Source organism: Spirosoma pomorum (assembly GCF_054776615.1).
The window spans coordinates 85,636-103,186 of the sequence record NZ_BAAHBP010000025.1 but is presented as its reverse complement, the minus strand read 5'-3'; the positions used below and the strand labels follow the sequence as shown (position 1 = coordinate 103,186).

Here is a 17,551-nt window from a genome sequence, read left to right as displayed (position 1 = left end):
TGCGTAACAAAAAGGCACCCCGGATCATCCGGGGTGCCTTTTTGTTACGCAGTGAAATAGTTTTAGTCTACCTGGGGCTGGTGTTCTTTCCGAAGTAAATCGTTCACGGTTTTGACCGGGTTGAACGTAATCAGCGGAACTTCCACAAAGATTGTGTTCCAGTCGGCCATAGCGCCATTCCAGAGACCCGGCAACTCCTGTGCTTTCAGTTCTTTACCGTCCTTCGATTTTTCGGTAATGAAACCCGTCAGCGGATCACGGTAAGCAGGTAGGTCGAACTTTTTCCCGTTCCGGTCGCGGACACCACAAACCAGATCAACGGGGTTGAAGTGCGTCGCTTCGTCGAAAATGGCTTTCTGGCCAGCGTCGGTTAAGTCAATCTGAGCTGATTCAACTACCTGTAGGGATACCGACCCGTCCTGATTTTTAGCCCAGAAAGGCCCCCCGCCAGGTTCGCCTACGTTTTTCACCATACCACAGACCCGAACCGGACGATTCATTTTCTGCCGGTAGTAATCAAGTTGCTCTGCTTTGGACAGCTCGTCGAATCCATCCGGAGGAAGCGTAAACAACGTTCGACGGAATAAGTCATCGGCTTCCGCTAAATAACCATCGCTCACATCGTCTCCTTCCAGCAGGCCCTGCAAGCGATTGATTTGTTGCTGCGCGTCGAGCAGGACAGCCGCCAGTACTTTCTTGTACGTAATGGTCTGCTCTTTAATGTCGTCCGGTACTACGTTATCGATGTTTTTGATGAAGATAATATCGGCGTCGATGTCGTTCAGATTCTCGATCAGGGCACCATGGCCCGCCGGTCGGAACAGTAACGTCCCATCGTTGTTGCGGAAGGGCGCATTGCCTAGATCAACAGATATGGTGTCGGTAGATTTCTTCTGCTCCGAGAAACTGATATCGAACGTAACACCCAGCCAGGCTTCGTAATTCGGCTTTTCGTCACGGATAAGCTGCTCGAAACGGCTGCGGTGTTCCGGCGACACGGTAAAGTGAATTGCTGCCGTGCCATTAGAGTTTGCGTAAGCTGCTCCTTCAACCAGGTGCTCTTCAACAGGAGTCCGTGGGCCGTCGGTGTACCGGTGAAACTTGAGTAGTCCTTTGGGGAGACTACCGTAATCCAGCCCTTTATCGGTGAGTAAATACTGTAGAACAAGCTGTCGATTATTGTCGGCCAGAGCTTTGTCGAGGTCATCTCCACCGGCCGCCATCGCTGCCTTTAGATCATCGTAGAACGCGAAGTCCTCAAGCCGCGCGAACACTTCTTCGGTTGCTTTGTCAAATTTACCATCCAGCGCGGCAAACAGCGATTTGAACATGCGGGTAGCTGCACCCGATGCGGGTACGAACTTAACCAGCTCTTTGTCCGAAGCGGCTTCGTCAAACCGGCGGATGTAGCTGGTCAGTTGCTGTTCGGGTACGCGTACAATGCCATCGCCGACAGTGGCTGCCTTAATCACGTTCAGGTAGGGAAAACCGTCAACAAAGTGGGTTATCTGTTGATCGATCTGCTCGAGCGATACGCCCTGTTTCAGAATCTGGTCCTGGTCTTGTTCGGTAAATTGCATTGTGTACGCGAAAAAATAAGTCGTTAGGAAGGGTGGCAAATTGGTAATTTCGGTGACGAGACGCAAATCAATTTATCACTGAGTTGAAATACGCATGTACGGCGAATTTGATAACAGATAAAGCCGCCGAAAACCTCTGTAGGAAGGTACCTTTGCAGACTGACTATACGCTTTACGTATGCTCCGACCTGAGTCACTTAGATTGATTGCATTCGACGCCGATGACACCCTGTGGGTGAACGAGCCAAACTACGTCAATGTTCAGCAAACATTGAGTGAGCTTCTGGCGCACCATATCGATCCGAAACAAATGATGGATCGGTTCTACGTAACGCAGATCAAGAACCTGAACTTGTTTGGCTACGGAGCCAAGGGATTTATTCTGTCCATGATCGAGACCGCCATCGAGTTAACCGACGGAGCGGTAACCGGTTTAGAGATTCAGCAGATCATCGACGTTGGCAAGCAGTTGCTACAGTTTCCTATCGATGTGCTGGCTGGTGTTCCTGACGTATTGGATATACTGGCGAGCCACTATGATCTGATGATCATCACGAAAGGCGATCTGTTTGACCAGGAGAGCAAGATTGCCCGGTCGGGCGTGGGGCATTACTTCAAACACATGGAAATCGTCAGCGAAAAAGATCCGTCGGCCTACCAGCGGATTCTGCAACGTTACGGTGTACAGCCCAGCGAATTTCTGATGATTGGTAATTCGGTCAAGTCGGACGTGCTGCCGGTACTGGAAATTGGTGGCTGGGCAGTTCACGTTCCGTTCGAAATTACCTGGGGACACGAACTGGTTTCGGAAGAACGGCTGGTGGGAAAAACGTTTCCCCAAATGAATAGCATCCGGGATGTACTACCCTGGCTACAGTTGCCCGAGTCTGCCTGCTAAACCGCCAGCGAGTAGTCGTCGGCGTCCAGATTAGCGGGAAAAGACGCCCGGAATTCCGTGAGAGACTTGAGTGACAACGTTTGCTGATGCACAACTTCCTTATCGGTTTCCCGGAACAATACTTCTCCTTTAAAATCGATTACGGCCGAATCGCCCGTGTAGTGATTTCCTTTGGGATCATCACCTACCCGGTTGACACCAACTACGTAACTCAGATTTTCGATGGCCCGGGCCTGTAAAAGTGTGTTCCAGGCGTTACGTCGGGCAGCGGGCCAGTTGGCGACGTACAGCAGCAGATCATAAGCAAACTCAGTCGAGCCCGCTTGTTTGTTACGGCTCCAGACCGGAAAACGAAGATCGTAGCAGATGAGCGGACAGATACGCCAGCCTTTCCATTCTTTGACAAGACGCGCCGTTCCTGCCGAGTACGTTTTATCCTCGTGCGCCATCCGGAATAGATGTCGCTTGTCGTACACATCGAACTGCCCGTCGGGCTGCATCCAGATCAGCCGGTTCAGGTAACGCCCATTTTCTTTGACGACATAACTTCCCGTAACGACGGCACCTGTTTGGGCAGCCATCTGCTTTAGCCAACGAAAGGTCGTTAGGTTCATTGGCTCGGCCACGGCAGCAGCCTCCATCGTGAAGCCCGTTGTGAACATCTCCGGCAACACAATCAGGTCTGTATGTTCGGGCAGTGAAAAAATCTGCTCTTCGAACATCGCCCGATTTGCTACGGGGTCATGCCAGTATAGGTTCGATTGGAGGAAGGTGAGGTGCATGGGGGAGGAGGAAAGGGAGGAAAGGAGGAAGGGGAGGAAAGATTGATGAAAATGGTTTTCCCTCTCATCCTTTACTCCCTTTCCTCCTTTATTTCGGAAACTTCATCCGGTATTCGGCGTCGGTTTTGCCTTTGGTGATTTCCGACAGCTTGCGCTTAATCAACTGCCGCCGGAGCGGGGGAAGGTAATCGGTAAATAGTTTACCGTCGAGGTGGTCGTACTCGTGCTGGATGATCCGGGCGGCCATGCCGTCAAATTCTTCCTCGTGCTCGTTCCAGTCGGTATCAAAGTAGCGAACAACAACGATTTCGGGGCGGAACACTTCCCCACGAATGCCGGGAATACTCAAGCAGCCCTCTTCAAAACCCCAGTCATCGCCCGCTTCCTCGATGATTTCGGGATTGATAAATACTTTTTTGAAGCCGACCAGGCTTTCATCAATGTCGTCCTCTTCTTCGCCTTCGTTCAGTGGCTCGCCATCAACGACAAACATCCGAATGCTTTGCCCGACCTGGGGAGCGGCCAGTCCAATGCCCGAAGCCGCATACATCGTCTCGAACATATTTTCGCTCAACGCCTTTACGTCGATGCTATTGGGCTCTATTTCCTGTGCCCGCTTCCGGAGAACCGGATCGCCGTAGGCAACAATTGGGAGAATCATACCACCTTTTACTTTTTACTTTCCATGTACGACTGAAGAATAATGGCCGCACTAACTTTATCAATATTACCTTTTTCGCGCCGATCTTTTTTGCTGCTTCCGCCCGCAATCATCGCCTGTAGAGCCATAACTGAGGTGAACCGCTCGTCATGCCAATAAACCGGAATATCAGGTAAAGCGTTCTGCAAATGCGTCACGAACTTCCTGACCCTGGGCGTGTTATCGGTGTCTGTGCCGTCGAGTCGCTTGGGCAGGCCAACGATAAACGCTTCGACCGGTTCGCGTACTACGTAAGCCTTCAGGTATTTCAGCAACTCGTGCGAGGGTACCGTTTCCAGCGCTGATGCAATGAGTTGCAAGGGGTCTGTAACGGCAATACCCGTTCGTTTTGCGCCGTAATCAATCGCTAGGAGTCTTGCCATCTGGCGACAAAGGTACGAAGGGTAGGGCAGGGGGCAAAGAGCATCGGGCAGAGGGCTTGGCAATACGAGCGTCGAGTCAGGATATAAAGAGCTTATTGGTCAACGTACTAAAGAAGAAACAAACGGTAGTTAGTTTGTAACGAATAATGGATTCACTGACACATATAACTCTGGGTGCTTGTCTGGGTGAAGTGATGCTCGGGCGTCAGCTGGGTAAAAAAGCGATGCTGTTGGGAGCCATAGCGCAAAGCTTACCCGATGTCGATTCGCTGGCAGCCCTGTGGTTGCCCGTTACGGATAATTTGCTGGCTCACCGAGGCATCACGCATTCATTGCTGGTAGGGGCTATTGTCGCAGCTGGGTTAGCTATTGTTGGGCAGCGATGGCAGACCAAAATACCGTGGTGGCAATGGTTCTTGTTCTGGTTTAGCCAGATTGGGATTCATGATCTGCTGGACGTAACGAATGCCTACGGTACGGGGATTCTGGAGCCGTTTTCGGACCATAGATTCTCGCTCCATTTGCTTTATGTGGCTGATCCTCTATTTACGTTGTCGTTGGTAGTGGGTAGCGTTACGTTATTGGTCTTACGCACCAACCATGCCGCTCGACGCAAGACTGCTGTGGTGGCGCTACTCGTGTCGGTTTGCTATCTGGGTTACGCTGTCAGTAATAAAGCGTCGGCCGATCAGGCGGTCTGGCGGTCGCTGGCAGCCCATTCTATAAACCATGCAGATTATTTTTTAACACCAACACCGTTGAATACCTGGCTATGGTATGCCATCGTAGCCGGTAACAAGGGCTATTACGTTGGCTATCGGTCAGTTTTTGAAGTCCCCGGCGAACTAACGTCATTCACGTATTTCCCGCGTCAGGACAGTTTACTAAAAACGACCGACGATCCGGCTTCTGTAGCTGCTCTCCAGCAATTTGCGAACGGTTACTACACCGTCGATCGCGGGCAGGGTACTACCGGAAAGGATACGTTACGTTTTAATGTGTTACGATTCGGGCAGATTTTGGGTTGGCAGAATCCGCAGGCACCGTTTACGTTCCAGTACTACCTCAATCGAAATCTCGATAATTTTTTAGTAATGCAACGGGGACGATTTACGGGCTGGAATCTGGCAACGGTAAAAGGTTTATTTAACCGAATCTGGTACCCAGAGCGCTCAAAAGCTGGTGAGTTAGCTTATCCGCGAGCGTACACTAATAATCATAACAGAGGTGACACTAGGCGGCACACTGAATCGAGACCCCGGTGAAGGACAGACCGTTTTTGCCACTTTCTCAGTATGATTAACTGACAATGCTTCTTATCGGCGTCAAAACTGGCTTCGCTATCCCGGCAGAGTTTGGCTTCGTGAATCATGGCCGTGATTTCGAAATTGATAAAGAAGCTACGGATGTCCATATTGGCCGTTCCTACGAACGTCAGGTGACTGTCGATGCAGATCGTTTTGGCGTGGATAAATCCTTTTTCGTACAGATAGACGCGCACCCCCCGTTGCAGCAGCGGCTTGATAAAGGAAAATGATGCGTGCTGAACGATGAACGAATCGGAGCGGGCGGGAATAATCAGTTCCACCTCGACTCCACTGGATACAGCAATATTTAACGCTGATGTCAGGGCCTCGTTGGGAATGAAGTAGGGGGTAGTAATCTTGATGGATTTCTTCGCCTGGCTGATGGCCAGCAGAACGGCTTCCATGATGTAAGGTGCATCTGACTGGGGGCCGCTGGCGGCAACAGCCATGATGGCATCCCCCTGTCTGGGCGTATCAGTTTTTAGGTATCGACTTTGATCCATGGCATCGTCTGCACCACCCGCAAACTGCCAGCTCAGAAGAAACTGCGATTGTAATAAATTGACGCCCGGCCCCTGAATACAAACCGACGTATCACGCCAGTATAACTTATGTTTTCCGGTATTCCAGTACCGGGCGTCAAGGTTGATACCACCAACGAAAGCCGTGTGTCCGTCGATAACAACAATCTTCCGGTGATCGCGATAGTTACTGTTGGCCAGCGAGTTGAATCGGACGGGGAGCACTTTTAAAAAGGGAATCCCAACTTCCTGAAACCGGCTTGGTAATGAGCCAATTTGATTGGAGCCTACATCGTCTACGAGTACCCGAACGTCAACGCCTTCCTGCCATTTCTGAATAAGAATAGCCGCTAGGCGGTTACCCACTTCATCATCAGTCAGCATGTAGTATTCCAGGTGAATGTACGTGGTGGCTGCCTGGAGCTTTTCAAAGAGAAGCGGAAATTTTTCTTCGCCGTTATTCAGTAGCCGGACTGAGTTTCCCGTACTAACCAGCGATTGATTGAGGTTGTAGAGGTAGCGAAAGGGATAGGCCATATCGCCGATGTTCTCTTCCAGAGTTTGCAGGCGCTCCTCCATTTGTGGTTTCAGCTGTTCCAGATATTGAGCCAGCTTCTGGCGGTCCTTCGCCTGTTTACGTTTAAAAACACGTTTTTTGAACAAAGGCTTGCGGCCGAAGAAATAGTAAACCAGCAGGCCGAGCACCGGTACGAAAACAATCACCAGAATATAAGCCAGGGACTTACTGGGATTGCGGTTCTCGCTTAGAATCGTGATGATGACACCAACGTACACGAGTGTCATGGGCAGCCAGTACCACTCGATGATAAAATCGCGAATTACTCCCCAGTCGATGACGGCTGCCATGAGTTAGATTGGACACGTTAGCGCTGTCTGACAAGCCTAACCAGCAAACCGAAGGCTCGGTTTAGTACATCTACTGACTCGATCCGGCGCTGCGCCAACGCTGTACGTCTTCCCAGGTGTCCAGATCGACGCTGGCCTGCGGAAAAAGCACCTCAGCGCAGTCGTTCAGATGCTGCTGAATTAGTTTGCGGGCGCCAATATCACCCTTTAATTGATTGAACTCCGTTTCGTAACGACGAACGAATAGAGCAGGCACACCCAGATGTCCTTCTGCGCCGTACCGACAGGCAACAATGCCCTTGCTGGTTTGTCGATACGTATCAACCAGCTGTTGTAACAGGGCTGTTGTTACGTAAGGTTGGTCGGTCAACAAGATAAGAAAAGCCTCAAAGGAGAACGACCGGAGCGATTGCAGGCCAGTCTGGATAGAAGAGGATAATCCGGTTTGCCAATTGAAATTATCAACCAACTGTACGGGTACTTGATCAAGCTCGGATTGAATCTGATCCCTATATCCACCCAGCACGACCGTAACGGGGCCCACCTCTAGCGCCAATGCCGTATCGACGATACGGCGAACTAACGTTGTTTGATGACTGGCTAAAAGCTGTTTGGGCTGGCCCAGGCGGGTCGACCCGCCTGCTGCCAGGATGACCGTAGCAATCGACATACGCTATTACAGATCAGAAGTCGCTATCTCGACCGGCTGGTGCTGTGTTGTTCGGCTGTTGAGTCGTTCATGAATGGGACCCGCTTTGTGTTTTAGCGAACCACCTGCTCGTTGGGAAAAAAAGCTTTTTACTTCGGCGATGATCGACAGTGCAATTTCGTCGGGCGTTTCGGCACCCAGATCCAGTCCGATGGGCGCATGCACTCGATCCAGATCGGCATCGCTGAAAAATAGCCCCTCTTTCTCAAACTCCGCCTGCATTTTGTCGAAACGTTTACGGGGACCCAGCATACCAATGTAAGGAATATCCGTCGTCAGCAATGATTGCAGAACCGCTTTGTCATAATTGAAATTATGAGACATCAGAACAGCCGCTGATCGTTCGGTAATTGTCAGCTGGTCAAGTACGGCTGCTCGGTCGGCGAAGACAACACAGGTAGCCACCGGAAAACGTACAGGGGCTAGATGTGCCACGCAATCGTCGGTAACCGTCACCTGCCAGCCCAGCTCGCGCCCGAGTTTAGCGACGGGTATTACGTCATAGCCCGCTCCCATGATAATCAACTCAATGCCGGGATCGATGCGCTCAATGAAAAGGTCCGCATTACCGCCGGCAACAGAATAGGTTTGCGTATGCGGTTTCCCCGTACGGAATACGTCAATTATATCGTCGGCCAGCCAGTCGGGAATCAGACTGGTATCTGTTTCAGTCAAAACGAAGCGCTTGCCAGGAGTCAGGCCACTGTGGTTGTCACTTTTAATAACGGTGGCCAACGCCCGCACGTCCCGCTTCTGAACGAACTCCCGAAGCATGGTGATTGGATTCGACTCTGCCGGGTTGATCGGTTCGATCAATACGTCAATGATGCCATTACAGCCCAGGCCAACGCCAAAACTGTTGGCGCTGTCGTCCATGGTATCGTACGTAACAACAATGGGCTCGCCATCGAGCATTACCTGCCGCGCCTTGCGTAGCGCGTCACCTTCCAGACAACCGCCACTAATCGCTCCCTCCCAACGACCGTCGTCGGTGATGAGCATCCGGGCACCCGGGCGCCGATAGGACGATCCTTCCACCCAGACAACCGTCGCCAGGGCAGCCCGGCGCTGTGAAAAATCAACCTGGTCGTAAACGTCAAGTATGCGGCTAATTTCCTTCATGAATTGATGGCAAGAGTATGCATTAATAAAACGACGAACAAATCAATCTGTTTAGCCGAGTTATTTAGTAGTATAGTGCCGAAAGGGGTATTTTACGTTCAATTTACACGGATCCGTTATCTTTGCCAACTCGTTTTGCACAAATCCATTTTCCTTTATGACCGCTTTCGACACCGTTGCCAGCTACTACAATGCCTTCATCCGAAAGGACTGGACGACCATGCTGGATCTCCTTCATGCTGATGTTCGTCACGATAGTAACCAGGGCAGTACTCGCGTCGGGAAAGAGGCCTTCACGACGTTTCTGCAGCACATGGACGATTGCTACGATGAAACGTTGACGGATATGGTGATCATGACTGAGCCCACTGGTACACGCGTTGCCTGCGAGTTTGTCGTAAACGGTGTCTACAAAAAAACGGACGGTGATCTGCCCGAAGCTACGGGGCAAGCCTACGTACTGCCGGCGGGTGCCTTCCTGGAAGTCGCTGACGGTAAGATTACCCGGGTAACGACGTATTACAACTTGCCGCTCTGGGAGTCGCTGGTACTGGGCCAGCCTGCTTGATTTTGGAGCAAGCGTCACTGACTTTTGTCCGGTTGACGGGTTCGGAATTTCGTAGCGTTTTTGACGAACTGGCCGCCCTGCGGATTGCTGTGTTCTACGATTTTCCGTACCTCTACGCAGGTACGCTAACGTACGAAAAAGAGTATCTGGAAACCTACGCCCGTGCTGAGCGTTCGTTCCTGTTTGCCGCCTACGACGGTGACCGTATGGTTGGTGCTACAACGGCGTTGCCGCTGCGGGATGAAACCGCTGAGGTACAGGCTCCCTTCCTGGCCGCTGGATACGACCCGGAAACCGTCTTTTATTTTGGTGAGAGTATCCTGCTACCCGAATACCGGGGGAGGGGTCTGGGTCACCTGTTTTTTGATGAGCGGGAAGCACACGCCCGTCAGTTTGACCAGTATAGAATAAGCTGCTTTTGTGCCGTCCAACGCCCCGATAACCATCCGCTTCGGCCAGTGGATTATCAGCCACTCGATTCTTTCTGGACTAAACGAGGGTATCAGCGCGATCCTACTCTGCAAAGTATATTTACCTGGCCCGACCGTAACGAAAATGAGTCAACCAGCAAAACTATGATCTACTGGACTCGTTCACTGAGACCGCAATAACATAAACCGATCCAGTACGGTTGTTTCCATGAATACAATCAACGTAGTAGAATCATGGAAACAACCGTAAAGACGGACCACGCACCAACAGAGGAGCGCGTGATAGGCATTGGCGTAATCGGTATGGGGGGCTTTGGCCTGTTTGCCGTTCAGCAGTTTTTGCAGACACCTAATACCCGACTAGTCGCAATTGCCGGTTCGAAACGGGAAGAAGCCATTACAACGGCCAAACGCTTTGGGGCCGAACAACTCGGCAGTCTGGAAGAGCTGGTTAATCACCCCGACGTTGATCTTGTCTACATTGCTACGCCCCCATTCATGCACTACGAGCAGGCGATGCTGGCGCTGAACGCGGGTAAGCACGTTATCTGCGAAAAACCACTCGCTATGGATCCCGAGCAGGGGCGCGAGATGATCGAAACTGCCGCCAGCAAGGGATTACTGATGGTGACAAACCTGATGCAACGCTATAATCCCATGTTTGCCCGGATTAAGCACCTGATCGACAAGAAGCTGCTGGGTGAATTTCTGCACGGTTACTTCGAAAATTACGCGGGTGACGAAGGTCTCTCGCCCGAACACTGGTTCTGGGATCGGAGCAAAAGCGGTGGTATTTTCATCGAACACGGTGTTCACTTCTTTGATATGTTCGCCGGCTGGCTGGGTGAAGGCACGGTAAAATCGGCGCAAATATTGAAACGCCCAAATAGCAACGACATTGAAGATCAGGTACAGGCCACGGTTGAATACGGTGATGACGAAACCGGCCGCAAGCTGGTTAATTTCTACCACGGATTTACGCAGACGGGGCGGATGGATCGGCAGGAAATGCGCTTGCTCTTTGAACGAGGTGATATTACGTTGCACGAGTGGGTGCCAACCCGAATGGTCATGCGCTGCATGGCCGACGAAGAAACAACCCGCGCGCTGTTGGATCTTTTCCCCGGGGCTCAGCTTAACGTAACGGCAAACGTGAGCGGTAAAGACCGGCCCCTGCGTGGTCGGCATAAGGAGTTCGACGCTTATCAGCAAATTGAACTCAAGTTTGGGTTCGATGACGAAAAGCAGCACCTGTACAGTGAGCTGTTACGACTCATGTTCCGCGATCAGGTCAGTGGCTTAAAATACCCTGAAACGCATCGTCAGGTAACGGAGCAAAATGGACTAACGTCGCTGGAAACAGCGATGAGCGCCGATCAACTGGCGCGGAAATAAGAGGATGGGGCAAAGGATCAATACCTATTTATAAATTTTTTTAAAAATAAGGTAGTTTACCCCTCTTTCGGGCGGGGTGACTTGTGTTAACTACCTGATTTTTTTCGACCTTTGCCCCATCATACTTAACTCTCCGCCTACCATTATGATCACGGAGTCTCTGCTACTCGACAACCCGGAAGGGCAGTTACCGGGTGCATCACCCGCGGGTGGACCGCTTCAGTCGGCCATCACGTACGAAAAAATCCCCACCAACATTTACGCCGATGCGAAGGCCGCCAGCCGGGCGGTAGCGCAGGAAATTGCTGCTCTGATTCGTCAGAAGCAAAGCGAAGGCAAGAACTGTGTGCTGGGTCTGGCAACAGGTTCGTCGCCGAAAACGGTATACGCCGAACTGATTCGGATGCACCGCGAAGAAGGGCTGAGCTTCCGGAACGTAATTTCGTTCAACCTGGACGAATACTACCCCATGCAACCGGATTCGCAGCAGAGCTACGTTCGGTTCATGAAGGAACAACTGTTCGATCACGTTGACATTCCTGCTGAGAATTATCACCTGCCCGATGGGACGCTTAGCCAGGATCAGGTAGCTGCGTTCACAAAACAGTACGAAGCGGAGATCGAAGCCGCCGGTGGGCTGGATTTTCAACTGCTGGGAATTGGTGGTAACGGCCACATTGGCTTTAACGAGCCGGGCTCACTCATTAATTCGCACACTCGTTTGATGATGCTCGATAATTCGACACGGGCAGCTGCTTCGTCGGATTTCGGTGGTCTAGTCAATACGCCCCGTAAGGCTATCACGATGGGGGTATCTTCCATCCTGAGTGCTAAACGGGTTGTCCTACTGGCCTGGGGTGAGCGGAAAGCGCCGGTGATCCGGGAAGCGGTAGAAGGGTTGGTTACGGAGCTAAACCCAGCGTCGTATTTACAGACCCACGCCAACACATTATTTGTGATCGATACAGCGGCTGCTTCGGGGTTGACCCGGATGAAAGCGCCCTGGCTGGTTGATTCGGTGGAGTGGACCAACAGCATGAAGAAAAAGGCCGTTACGTACCTCTCGCAGGCACTTGACAAGCCAATTCTGAAACTAACCGACCGCGATTACAACGATAACGGGATGAGTGACCTGCTAGCTCAGTATGGTCAAGCGTATGACATCAATATTGACGTATTCAATCAGCTTCAGCATACCATTACGGGCTGGCCCGGTGGTAAGCCAAACGCCGATGATACGAACCGGCCGGAACGCGCAGAACCCGCTAAAAAACGTTGTCTGATCTTTAGTCCGCACCCTGATGATGACATCATCTCGATGGGGGGTACGTTCCAGCGGCTGGTTGACCAGGGGCACGACGTGCACGTTGGTTATCAGACCTCGGGTAACATCGCCGTAGCGGATGATGAAGCACTCCGTTTTGCCGATTTCGTTGTCGATTTCAACAGCAAGTTTGGTATCGACAGCCCAGAGGCCCAGCGGGTTTTCCAGGACGCGGTGGTTTCGCTGCGGGCCAAAAAAGATACGATCGTCGATACGCCCGAAGTACGTTACGTGAAAGGACTGATCCGGATGGGCGAAGCGAAAGCGACCTGCCGATTCGTTGGTATTCCGGTTGAAAACGCACACTTCATGAATCTGCCGTTTTACGAAACGGGTAAAGTGGCGAAAAACCCGATCGGCGAAGAAGATATTCAGATCACGATGAAGCTGATCGAAGAGATCAAGCCACATCAAATTTATGCAGCTGGTGACCTGGCTGATCCGCACGGCACCCACAAGGTTTGTCTGGACGCGATCATGGAAGCCGTTCGTCGTCTGAAAGATCGCGATTTCATGAAAGATTGCTGGGTATGGCTCTACCGCGGTGCCTGGGCGGAGTGGGATATCCACGAGATCGAAATGGCGGTTCCGATGTCGCCCGATCAGGTGATGCGGAAGCGACTAGGTATCTTCAAACACCAGTCGCAGAAGGACGGTGTGGTGTATCAGGGAACTGACTCCCGGGAGTTCTGGCAACGGGCTGAAGAGCGTAACCGCGGCACGGCCAGCCTGTATAACCACCTGGGTCTGGCTGAGTACGAAGCTATCGAAGCGTTTGTTCGCTGGCATTTCTAGATCATAATTTACGTAAAAAAGCCACTCTTTAGCGGGAGTGGCTTTTTTTATGCTGAAACAAAGTAGCCCGAAAGAACGTAACAAGGAAAGCAAAAGCAGGCGACTGGTGTCGACTGGCAGCCTTGGGATGAATATGTAGGCACAACTGACGCGCTGTTTTTGCGTTATAGCAGAATCAGGAGTTTTAGACACATGGCAGAACGGATTACGTACGGGAAGACCTGGTGGGGGCAGCAATGGCTGAATGCGCTGACGAATATTGATATGGCCAATCGCCTGCCGCGGGGAAAAACCTACGCGAACAAAGGTTCGGTGCAGAATCTGTCGATCAGCGGTAATCAGATCAGTGCGTCCATCAAAGGGACCGCTCCCCGTCCGTACCGTACGAAACTGTCGGTACCCCTGTTTACGGACGAGGAAAAAGAAAGTCTGTTGACGGAGGTACGTAAGAATCCGGCGATGCTGGCGCAACTACTCAATCGGAAACTACCACCGGAGCTGGTGGCTTTCGCCAACGAGCAGAAAATAGACCTGTTCCCTGATTCCTTTCGGGACTTGGCTATGGGCTGCTCCTGTCCTGATGCGGCTGTTCCCTGCAAACACCTGGCCGCTGTTATTTACGTCATCGCTAACGAAATTGACCGGAACCCGTTTCAGGTGTTTCTCCTGAAGGGACTGGATATTCTAGCCGAGCTGCAGAAGGACCAGATCGATACGGGGGGAGGACTGCTGGAGAGTGTACTTTCCTTCCACGATCTCGGAACCGATGATTTACCCGACGATGAAGACTGGAAACCAGAGCCCGGGGTTCGGGCCACGCTCGATTATGCAACTGTTCCCAACCTGGCCGAGCAACTGCTGGGTCTTTTGTCGCCGGACGTAACGTTTGCCAAAGGTGATTTCTTTAAATCCCTGACCAAAGCCTATCGGCTTTTCAGCCGCCCTGTGGCCGAGGAAATTACCGGTGAGTTTGCAAACCCTGATCCAAGTGACAGCATCGAGTTACAGCTCGATGAAACCATGAAGGTTAAAAAGATCAGCGTGTTCAGTGAGCATGGCGATCAGCGAACATTGGCTGATTTCTCGATGAGTAGCCTGACGCATTGGCTTAGTACGCTAACGGATGCGGTCTGGGATGAAATGAGCGATTCGGTTCGGGGTCTGTACCTGACGCAGCAATTTTCGGCGGTGCTGCTGCGCCGGGGAGCGGTAGTGCCGCAGTTGCTCCGGGTTGGCGCTACGGAAGAACAATACCGGGTTCGCTGGATGCCCGCCGTCGTGAACGAAGACGTTCGTCGATTAACCCAGCAACTAGCTACGCAGTTGCCGCCAACGTTGCTAACCGTACGCTGGCAAAAAGAGTGGCTGGCGTTGCCTGACGAGCAACAGGTGTTGACCTTGTGTTCGCTGTTCCTGCGACGGACGATTAAGCCGACTACCATCGAACTGTGGGAGCGCTGGCCGCTGGAAGATGCCGACCGTTTGTTTTTCGGCGTGGAAACGCTCCGTTTCGAGGGCTTCGGCCGGAAAGAGATGCCCCTGGCTATTCAGCTCTGGCTGAACGATTTCTTTCTAACGCAGAAACGCTTTGTGCCTATTCTGGCCGTGGAGGATAGCGAATTGGGAACCGAATTTCGGCTGAGTCTGCTGATTCGGGACCGTGAGAGCGCGGAAAGTGCGCCGGTTCCATTGCCCGAATTACTCAGCCAGAAAAAATACGCGCGAATTCGGGTGGCCGTGTTACAGGACCTGTTGGTGCTGTCGCGCCACTTCCCGGATCTGGCCAAACTGACTCAGACCGATGGGCCGGATTATCTATCCTATGAGCCGGAATCGTTCGTGAAAGTATTGCTCGATACGTTACCCCGCATGCAACTGCTGGGTATTTCACTCCTCCTGCCCCGATCCTTGCAGCACTGGGTACGGCCGCAGGCTGGTGGGCGACTGAAAGCAAAAGTAACGGCCACGGACGCGTTCATGCGACTGGATGATATGCTGACCTTCGACTGGCAGATCGCGCTGGGCGATGAAATGGTGAATGTGAAGGAGTTTCAGAAACTGGTCAGTAATTCAACTGGCTTGGTCAAAATTAAGGATCAGTACGTATTACTTGATCCAAACGAGCTCAACAAACTTTACAAACAACTCGAAAATCCTCCTGAACTAACAGGTTCTGACTTACTGAGAGCAGCGTTAACTGAGGAATACAAAGGCGCGCGATTGGGCCTTACCTCCGACGTTCGCGCGTTGATCAAGCAGTTTACGGATAGCCCAACTCAGCCGTTGCCCGACGCGTTGGATGCGCAGTTGCGACCGTATCAGCAACGTGGCTACGACTGGCTGGTAAAGAATACGGCCCTGGGGATGGGCAGCCTGCTGGCTGACGATATGGGGTTGGGGAAAACCTTACAGGTCATTACGTTCCTGCTTAGACTAAAGCAGGAAGGACGTTATAAGAAGAACAAAGGACTAGTGGTGTTACCCACGACGCTGCTCACCAACTGGCAGAAGGAAGTGGCTCGTTTTGCACCAGATTTACGGGTGAAAATATACCACGGTGCCAATCGGAAACTCACGGACAGCAAAGCGGGAGATGATGCTTATGACCTGTTACTGACAACCTACGGAGTGGTTCGCAGTGATCTGGAAACGCTAAAAAAAATAACTTGGGCGGTGGTCGTTATCGACGAAGCGCAGAACATTAAAAACGCGGACACCGAGCAAACCAAAGCCGTAAAAGCGTTGAAAGCACCCATTCGGCTGGCCCTCAGTGGCACGCCCGTTGAAAACCGCCTGTCGGAGTTTTGGAGTATCATGGACTTTGTCAACAAGGGCTACCTGGGCGGCTTGACGAAGTTCAACGAGGAGTTTGGTAAACCGATCCAGCAGGAGCGCGACCAGCAAAAGCTTGATCAGTTCCGGCGAATTACGAGCCCATTCTTGTTACGACGGGTTAAAACGGATCGGAGCATTATCAGTGATCTCCCCGATAAAATAGAGAACAATCAATTCTGCGCGCTTACAACCGAGCAGGCCGCTCTGTACCAGAGTGTCGTACAGGAGAGTCTGCGGGCCATTGAAGATAAGGACGGCATTGCCCGTCGAGGATTAGTTCTGAAACTGATGACAGCGCTGAAGCAAATTGGTAATCACCCGCATCAGTACCTGAAACGAGGGAATGACGCACCTGCTCTATCTGGCAAGGCTACCCTGCTGCTCAATCTGCTCGAAACGATTTACGCCAACCACGAGAAGGTGCTCATTTTTACCCAGTATAAAGAAATGGGGCAGTTACTGCAGCAATTTATTCAGCAGGCGTTCGGGCAGGAACCCCTCTTTCTGCACGGCGGCACCTCGCGCGCCGACCGGGATGAGATGGTCGAGCAATTCCAGAAAAACCGTTCCGATCATACGTTTATCCTGTCGCTTAAAGCGGGTGGTACGGGCCTCAACCTGACCCAGGCGAACCATGTGATTCACTATGACCTTTGGTGGAACCCCGCCGTCGAAGCGCAGGCTACCGACCGGGCTTTCCGAATTGGCCAAACCAAAAACGTACTGGTTTACCGACTCATGAATCAGGGTACGCTGGAAGAAAAAATCGACGCGATGATCCGCAGCAAAAAAGAACTCGCTGACCTCAGCGTTAAAACTGGCGAAACCTGGCTGGGGGATCTAAACGATGATGAACTTAAGGAGTTGGTAAGTTTGGGCTAAACAAGGTTGGTAATCAGCTGCGTCCATTCCGAGAATTAACGTTAATTCGCCGAACGAATGCCGCTGACTATTGTTCAAGCCCTTATCGACACATGCCATGACTACCTTTTTCGTTGCTCATCGTCTGGTTGCGCTTTGCCGAGAGGGTCTGTTTCTGGACGCTCAACTGGAATTGATGGCTGCCGATTGTGTGCAACTGGAGCCGGGAACGAGTAATGCCGAAAACGCGTCGGGGCTGGAAGCCATTCAGGCAAAGGAATACCGATTACAGACAAACATCCTGGAACGGCACAGCATTGTGGTATCCGATCCAATAATCGTTGGTGCGTTTTTCAGCGTTACCATGCATTTCGATCTGACCTTACGTGACCGAGGACGGGTGCAACTGGAAGAACTGATCGTATACGAAGTGCGAGAGGGCAAGATTGTCGGCGAACAGTTCTTTTACTAAT

The 17,551-nt window shown here is 51.8% G+C and carries 15 protein-coding genes; 8 read left to right on the top strand and 7 right to left on the bottom strand.

Annotated elements, in window-relative coordinates; translation table 11 throughout:
* Positions 1-62 precede the first annotated feature (62 nt).
* Entirely contained in the window at positions 63-1,580 is a 1,518-nt protein-coding gene (locus ACYVAD_RS15055; protein WP_461140330.1) for a DUF4301 family protein, read from the bottom strand.
* A gap of 178 nt (positions 1,581-1,758) precedes the next feature.
* Between ACYVAD_RS15055 and ACYVAD_RS15050 the strand changes: the two genes are divergently transcribed.
* The gene (locus ACYVAD_RS15050) at positions 1,759-2,478 is read left to right on the top strand and encodes an HAD family hydrolase (protein ID WP_461140329.1); all 720 of its coding nucleotides are present in this window, start codon (positions 1,759-1,761) and stop codon (positions 2,476-2,478) included.
* On the opposite strand, the gene ACYVAD_RS15045 is transcribed toward ACYVAD_RS15050, so the two are convergent.
* The 3 genes from ACYVAD_RS15045 to ruvX form a co-directional block, all read right to left on the bottom strand.
* Entirely contained in the window at positions 2,475-3,260 is a 786-nt protein-coding gene (locus ACYVAD_RS15045; RefSeq protein ID WP_461140328.1) for an amidohydrolase, read from the bottom strand. The two genes, ACYVAD_RS15050 and ACYVAD_RS15045, sit on opposite strands and share 4 nt — an antisense overlap.
* A gap of 88 nt (positions 3,261-3,348) precedes the next feature.
* Entirely contained in the window at positions 3,349-3,921 is a 573-nt protein-coding gene (gene def / locus ACYVAD_RS15040; RefSeq protein ID WP_461140327.1) for a peptide deformylase, read from the bottom strand.
* Between the two features lie 8 nt (positions 3,922-3,929).
* On the bottom strand, positions 3,930-4,343 hold the full coding sequence (ruvX, locus tag ACYVAD_RS15035; RefSeq protein WP_461140326.1) for a Holliday junction resolvase RuvX: 414 nt from the start codon (positions 4,341-4,343) through the stop codon (positions 3,930-3,932).
* Positions 4,344-4,489: 146 nt separating this feature from the next.
* Between ruvX and ACYVAD_RS15030 the strand changes: the two genes are divergently transcribed.
* A complete protein-coding gene (locus ACYVAD_RS15030) occupies positions 4,490-5,608 on the top strand; it encodes a metal-dependent hydrolase (protein ID WP_461140325.1) in 1,119 nt (372 codons plus the stop codon).
* On the opposite strand, the gene cls is transcribed toward ACYVAD_RS15030, so the two are convergent.
* The 3 genes from cls to ACYVAD_RS15015 form a co-directional block, all read right to left on the bottom strand.
* The gene (gene cls, locus ACYVAD_RS15025; RefSeq protein WP_461140324.1) at positions 5,560-7,038 is read right to left on the bottom strand and encodes a cardiolipin synthase; all 1,479 of its coding nucleotides are present in this window, start codon (positions 7,036-7,038) and stop codon (positions 5,560-5,562) included. The genes ACYVAD_RS15030 and cls overlap by 49 nt on opposite strands.
* A gap of 70 nt (positions 7,039-7,108) precedes the next feature.
* Positions 7,109-7,708 carry a nucleotidyltransferase family protein gene (locus tag ACYVAD_RS15020; protein WP_461140323.1) on the bottom strand — a complete coding sequence of 200 codons (600 nt, stop codon included), beginning with the start codon at positions 7,706-7,708 and terminating at the stop codon, positions 7,109-7,111.
* 6 nt (positions 7,709-7,714) lie between these two features.
* Positions 7,715-8,869, bottom strand: coding sequence for an XdhC family protein (locus tag ACYVAD_RS15015; protein WP_461140322.1), 1,155 nt, complete (start codon positions 8,867-8,869; stop codon positions 7,715-7,717).
* 157 nt (positions 8,870-9,026) lie between these two features.
* On the opposite strand from ACYVAD_RS15015, the gene ACYVAD_RS15010 reads away from it, so the two are divergent.
* From ACYVAD_RS15010 to ACYVAD_RS14985, 6 genes are all read left to right on the top strand, one after another.
* Entirely contained in the window at positions 9,027-9,437 is a 411-nt protein-coding gene (locus ACYVAD_RS15010; RefSeq protein WP_461140321.1) for a ketosteroid isomerase-related protein, read from the top strand.
* Between the two features lie 2 nt (positions 9,438-9,439).
* A complete protein-coding gene (locus ACYVAD_RS15005; protein ID WP_461140320.1) occupies positions 9,440-10,048 on the top strand; it encodes a GNAT family N-acetyltransferase in 609 nt (202 codons plus the stop codon).
* 54 nt (positions 10,049-10,102) lie between these two features.
* Positions 10,103-11,263, top strand: coding sequence for a Gfo/Idh/MocA family protein (locus ACYVAD_RS15000; protein ID WP_461140319.1), 1,161 nt, complete (start codon positions 10,103-10,105; stop codon positions 11,261-11,263).
* 145 nt (positions 11,264-11,408) lie between these two features.
* Positions 11,409-13,382 carry a glucosamine-6-phosphate deaminase gene (nagB, locus tag ACYVAD_RS14995; RefSeq protein ID WP_461140318.1) on the top strand — a complete coding sequence of 658 codons (1,974 nt, stop codon included), beginning with the start codon at positions 11,409-11,411 and terminating at the stop codon, positions 13,380-13,382.
* Positions 13,383-13,574: 192 nt separating this feature from the next.
* Positions 13,575-17,099 (top strand): SNF2-related protein, encoded by a 3,525-nt coding sequence (locus tag ACYVAD_RS14990; RefSeq protein ID WP_461140317.1) that lies wholly within the window; start codon positions 13,575-13,577, stop codon positions 17,097-17,099.
* A 97-nt stretch (positions 17,100-17,196) separates the two neighbouring features.
* Positions 17,197-17,550, top strand: coding sequence for a SnoaL-like domain-containing protein (locus ACYVAD_RS14985; protein ID WP_461140316.1), 354 nt, complete (start codon positions 17,197-17,199; stop codon positions 17,548-17,550).
* Position 17,551: the final 1 nt, after the last annotated feature.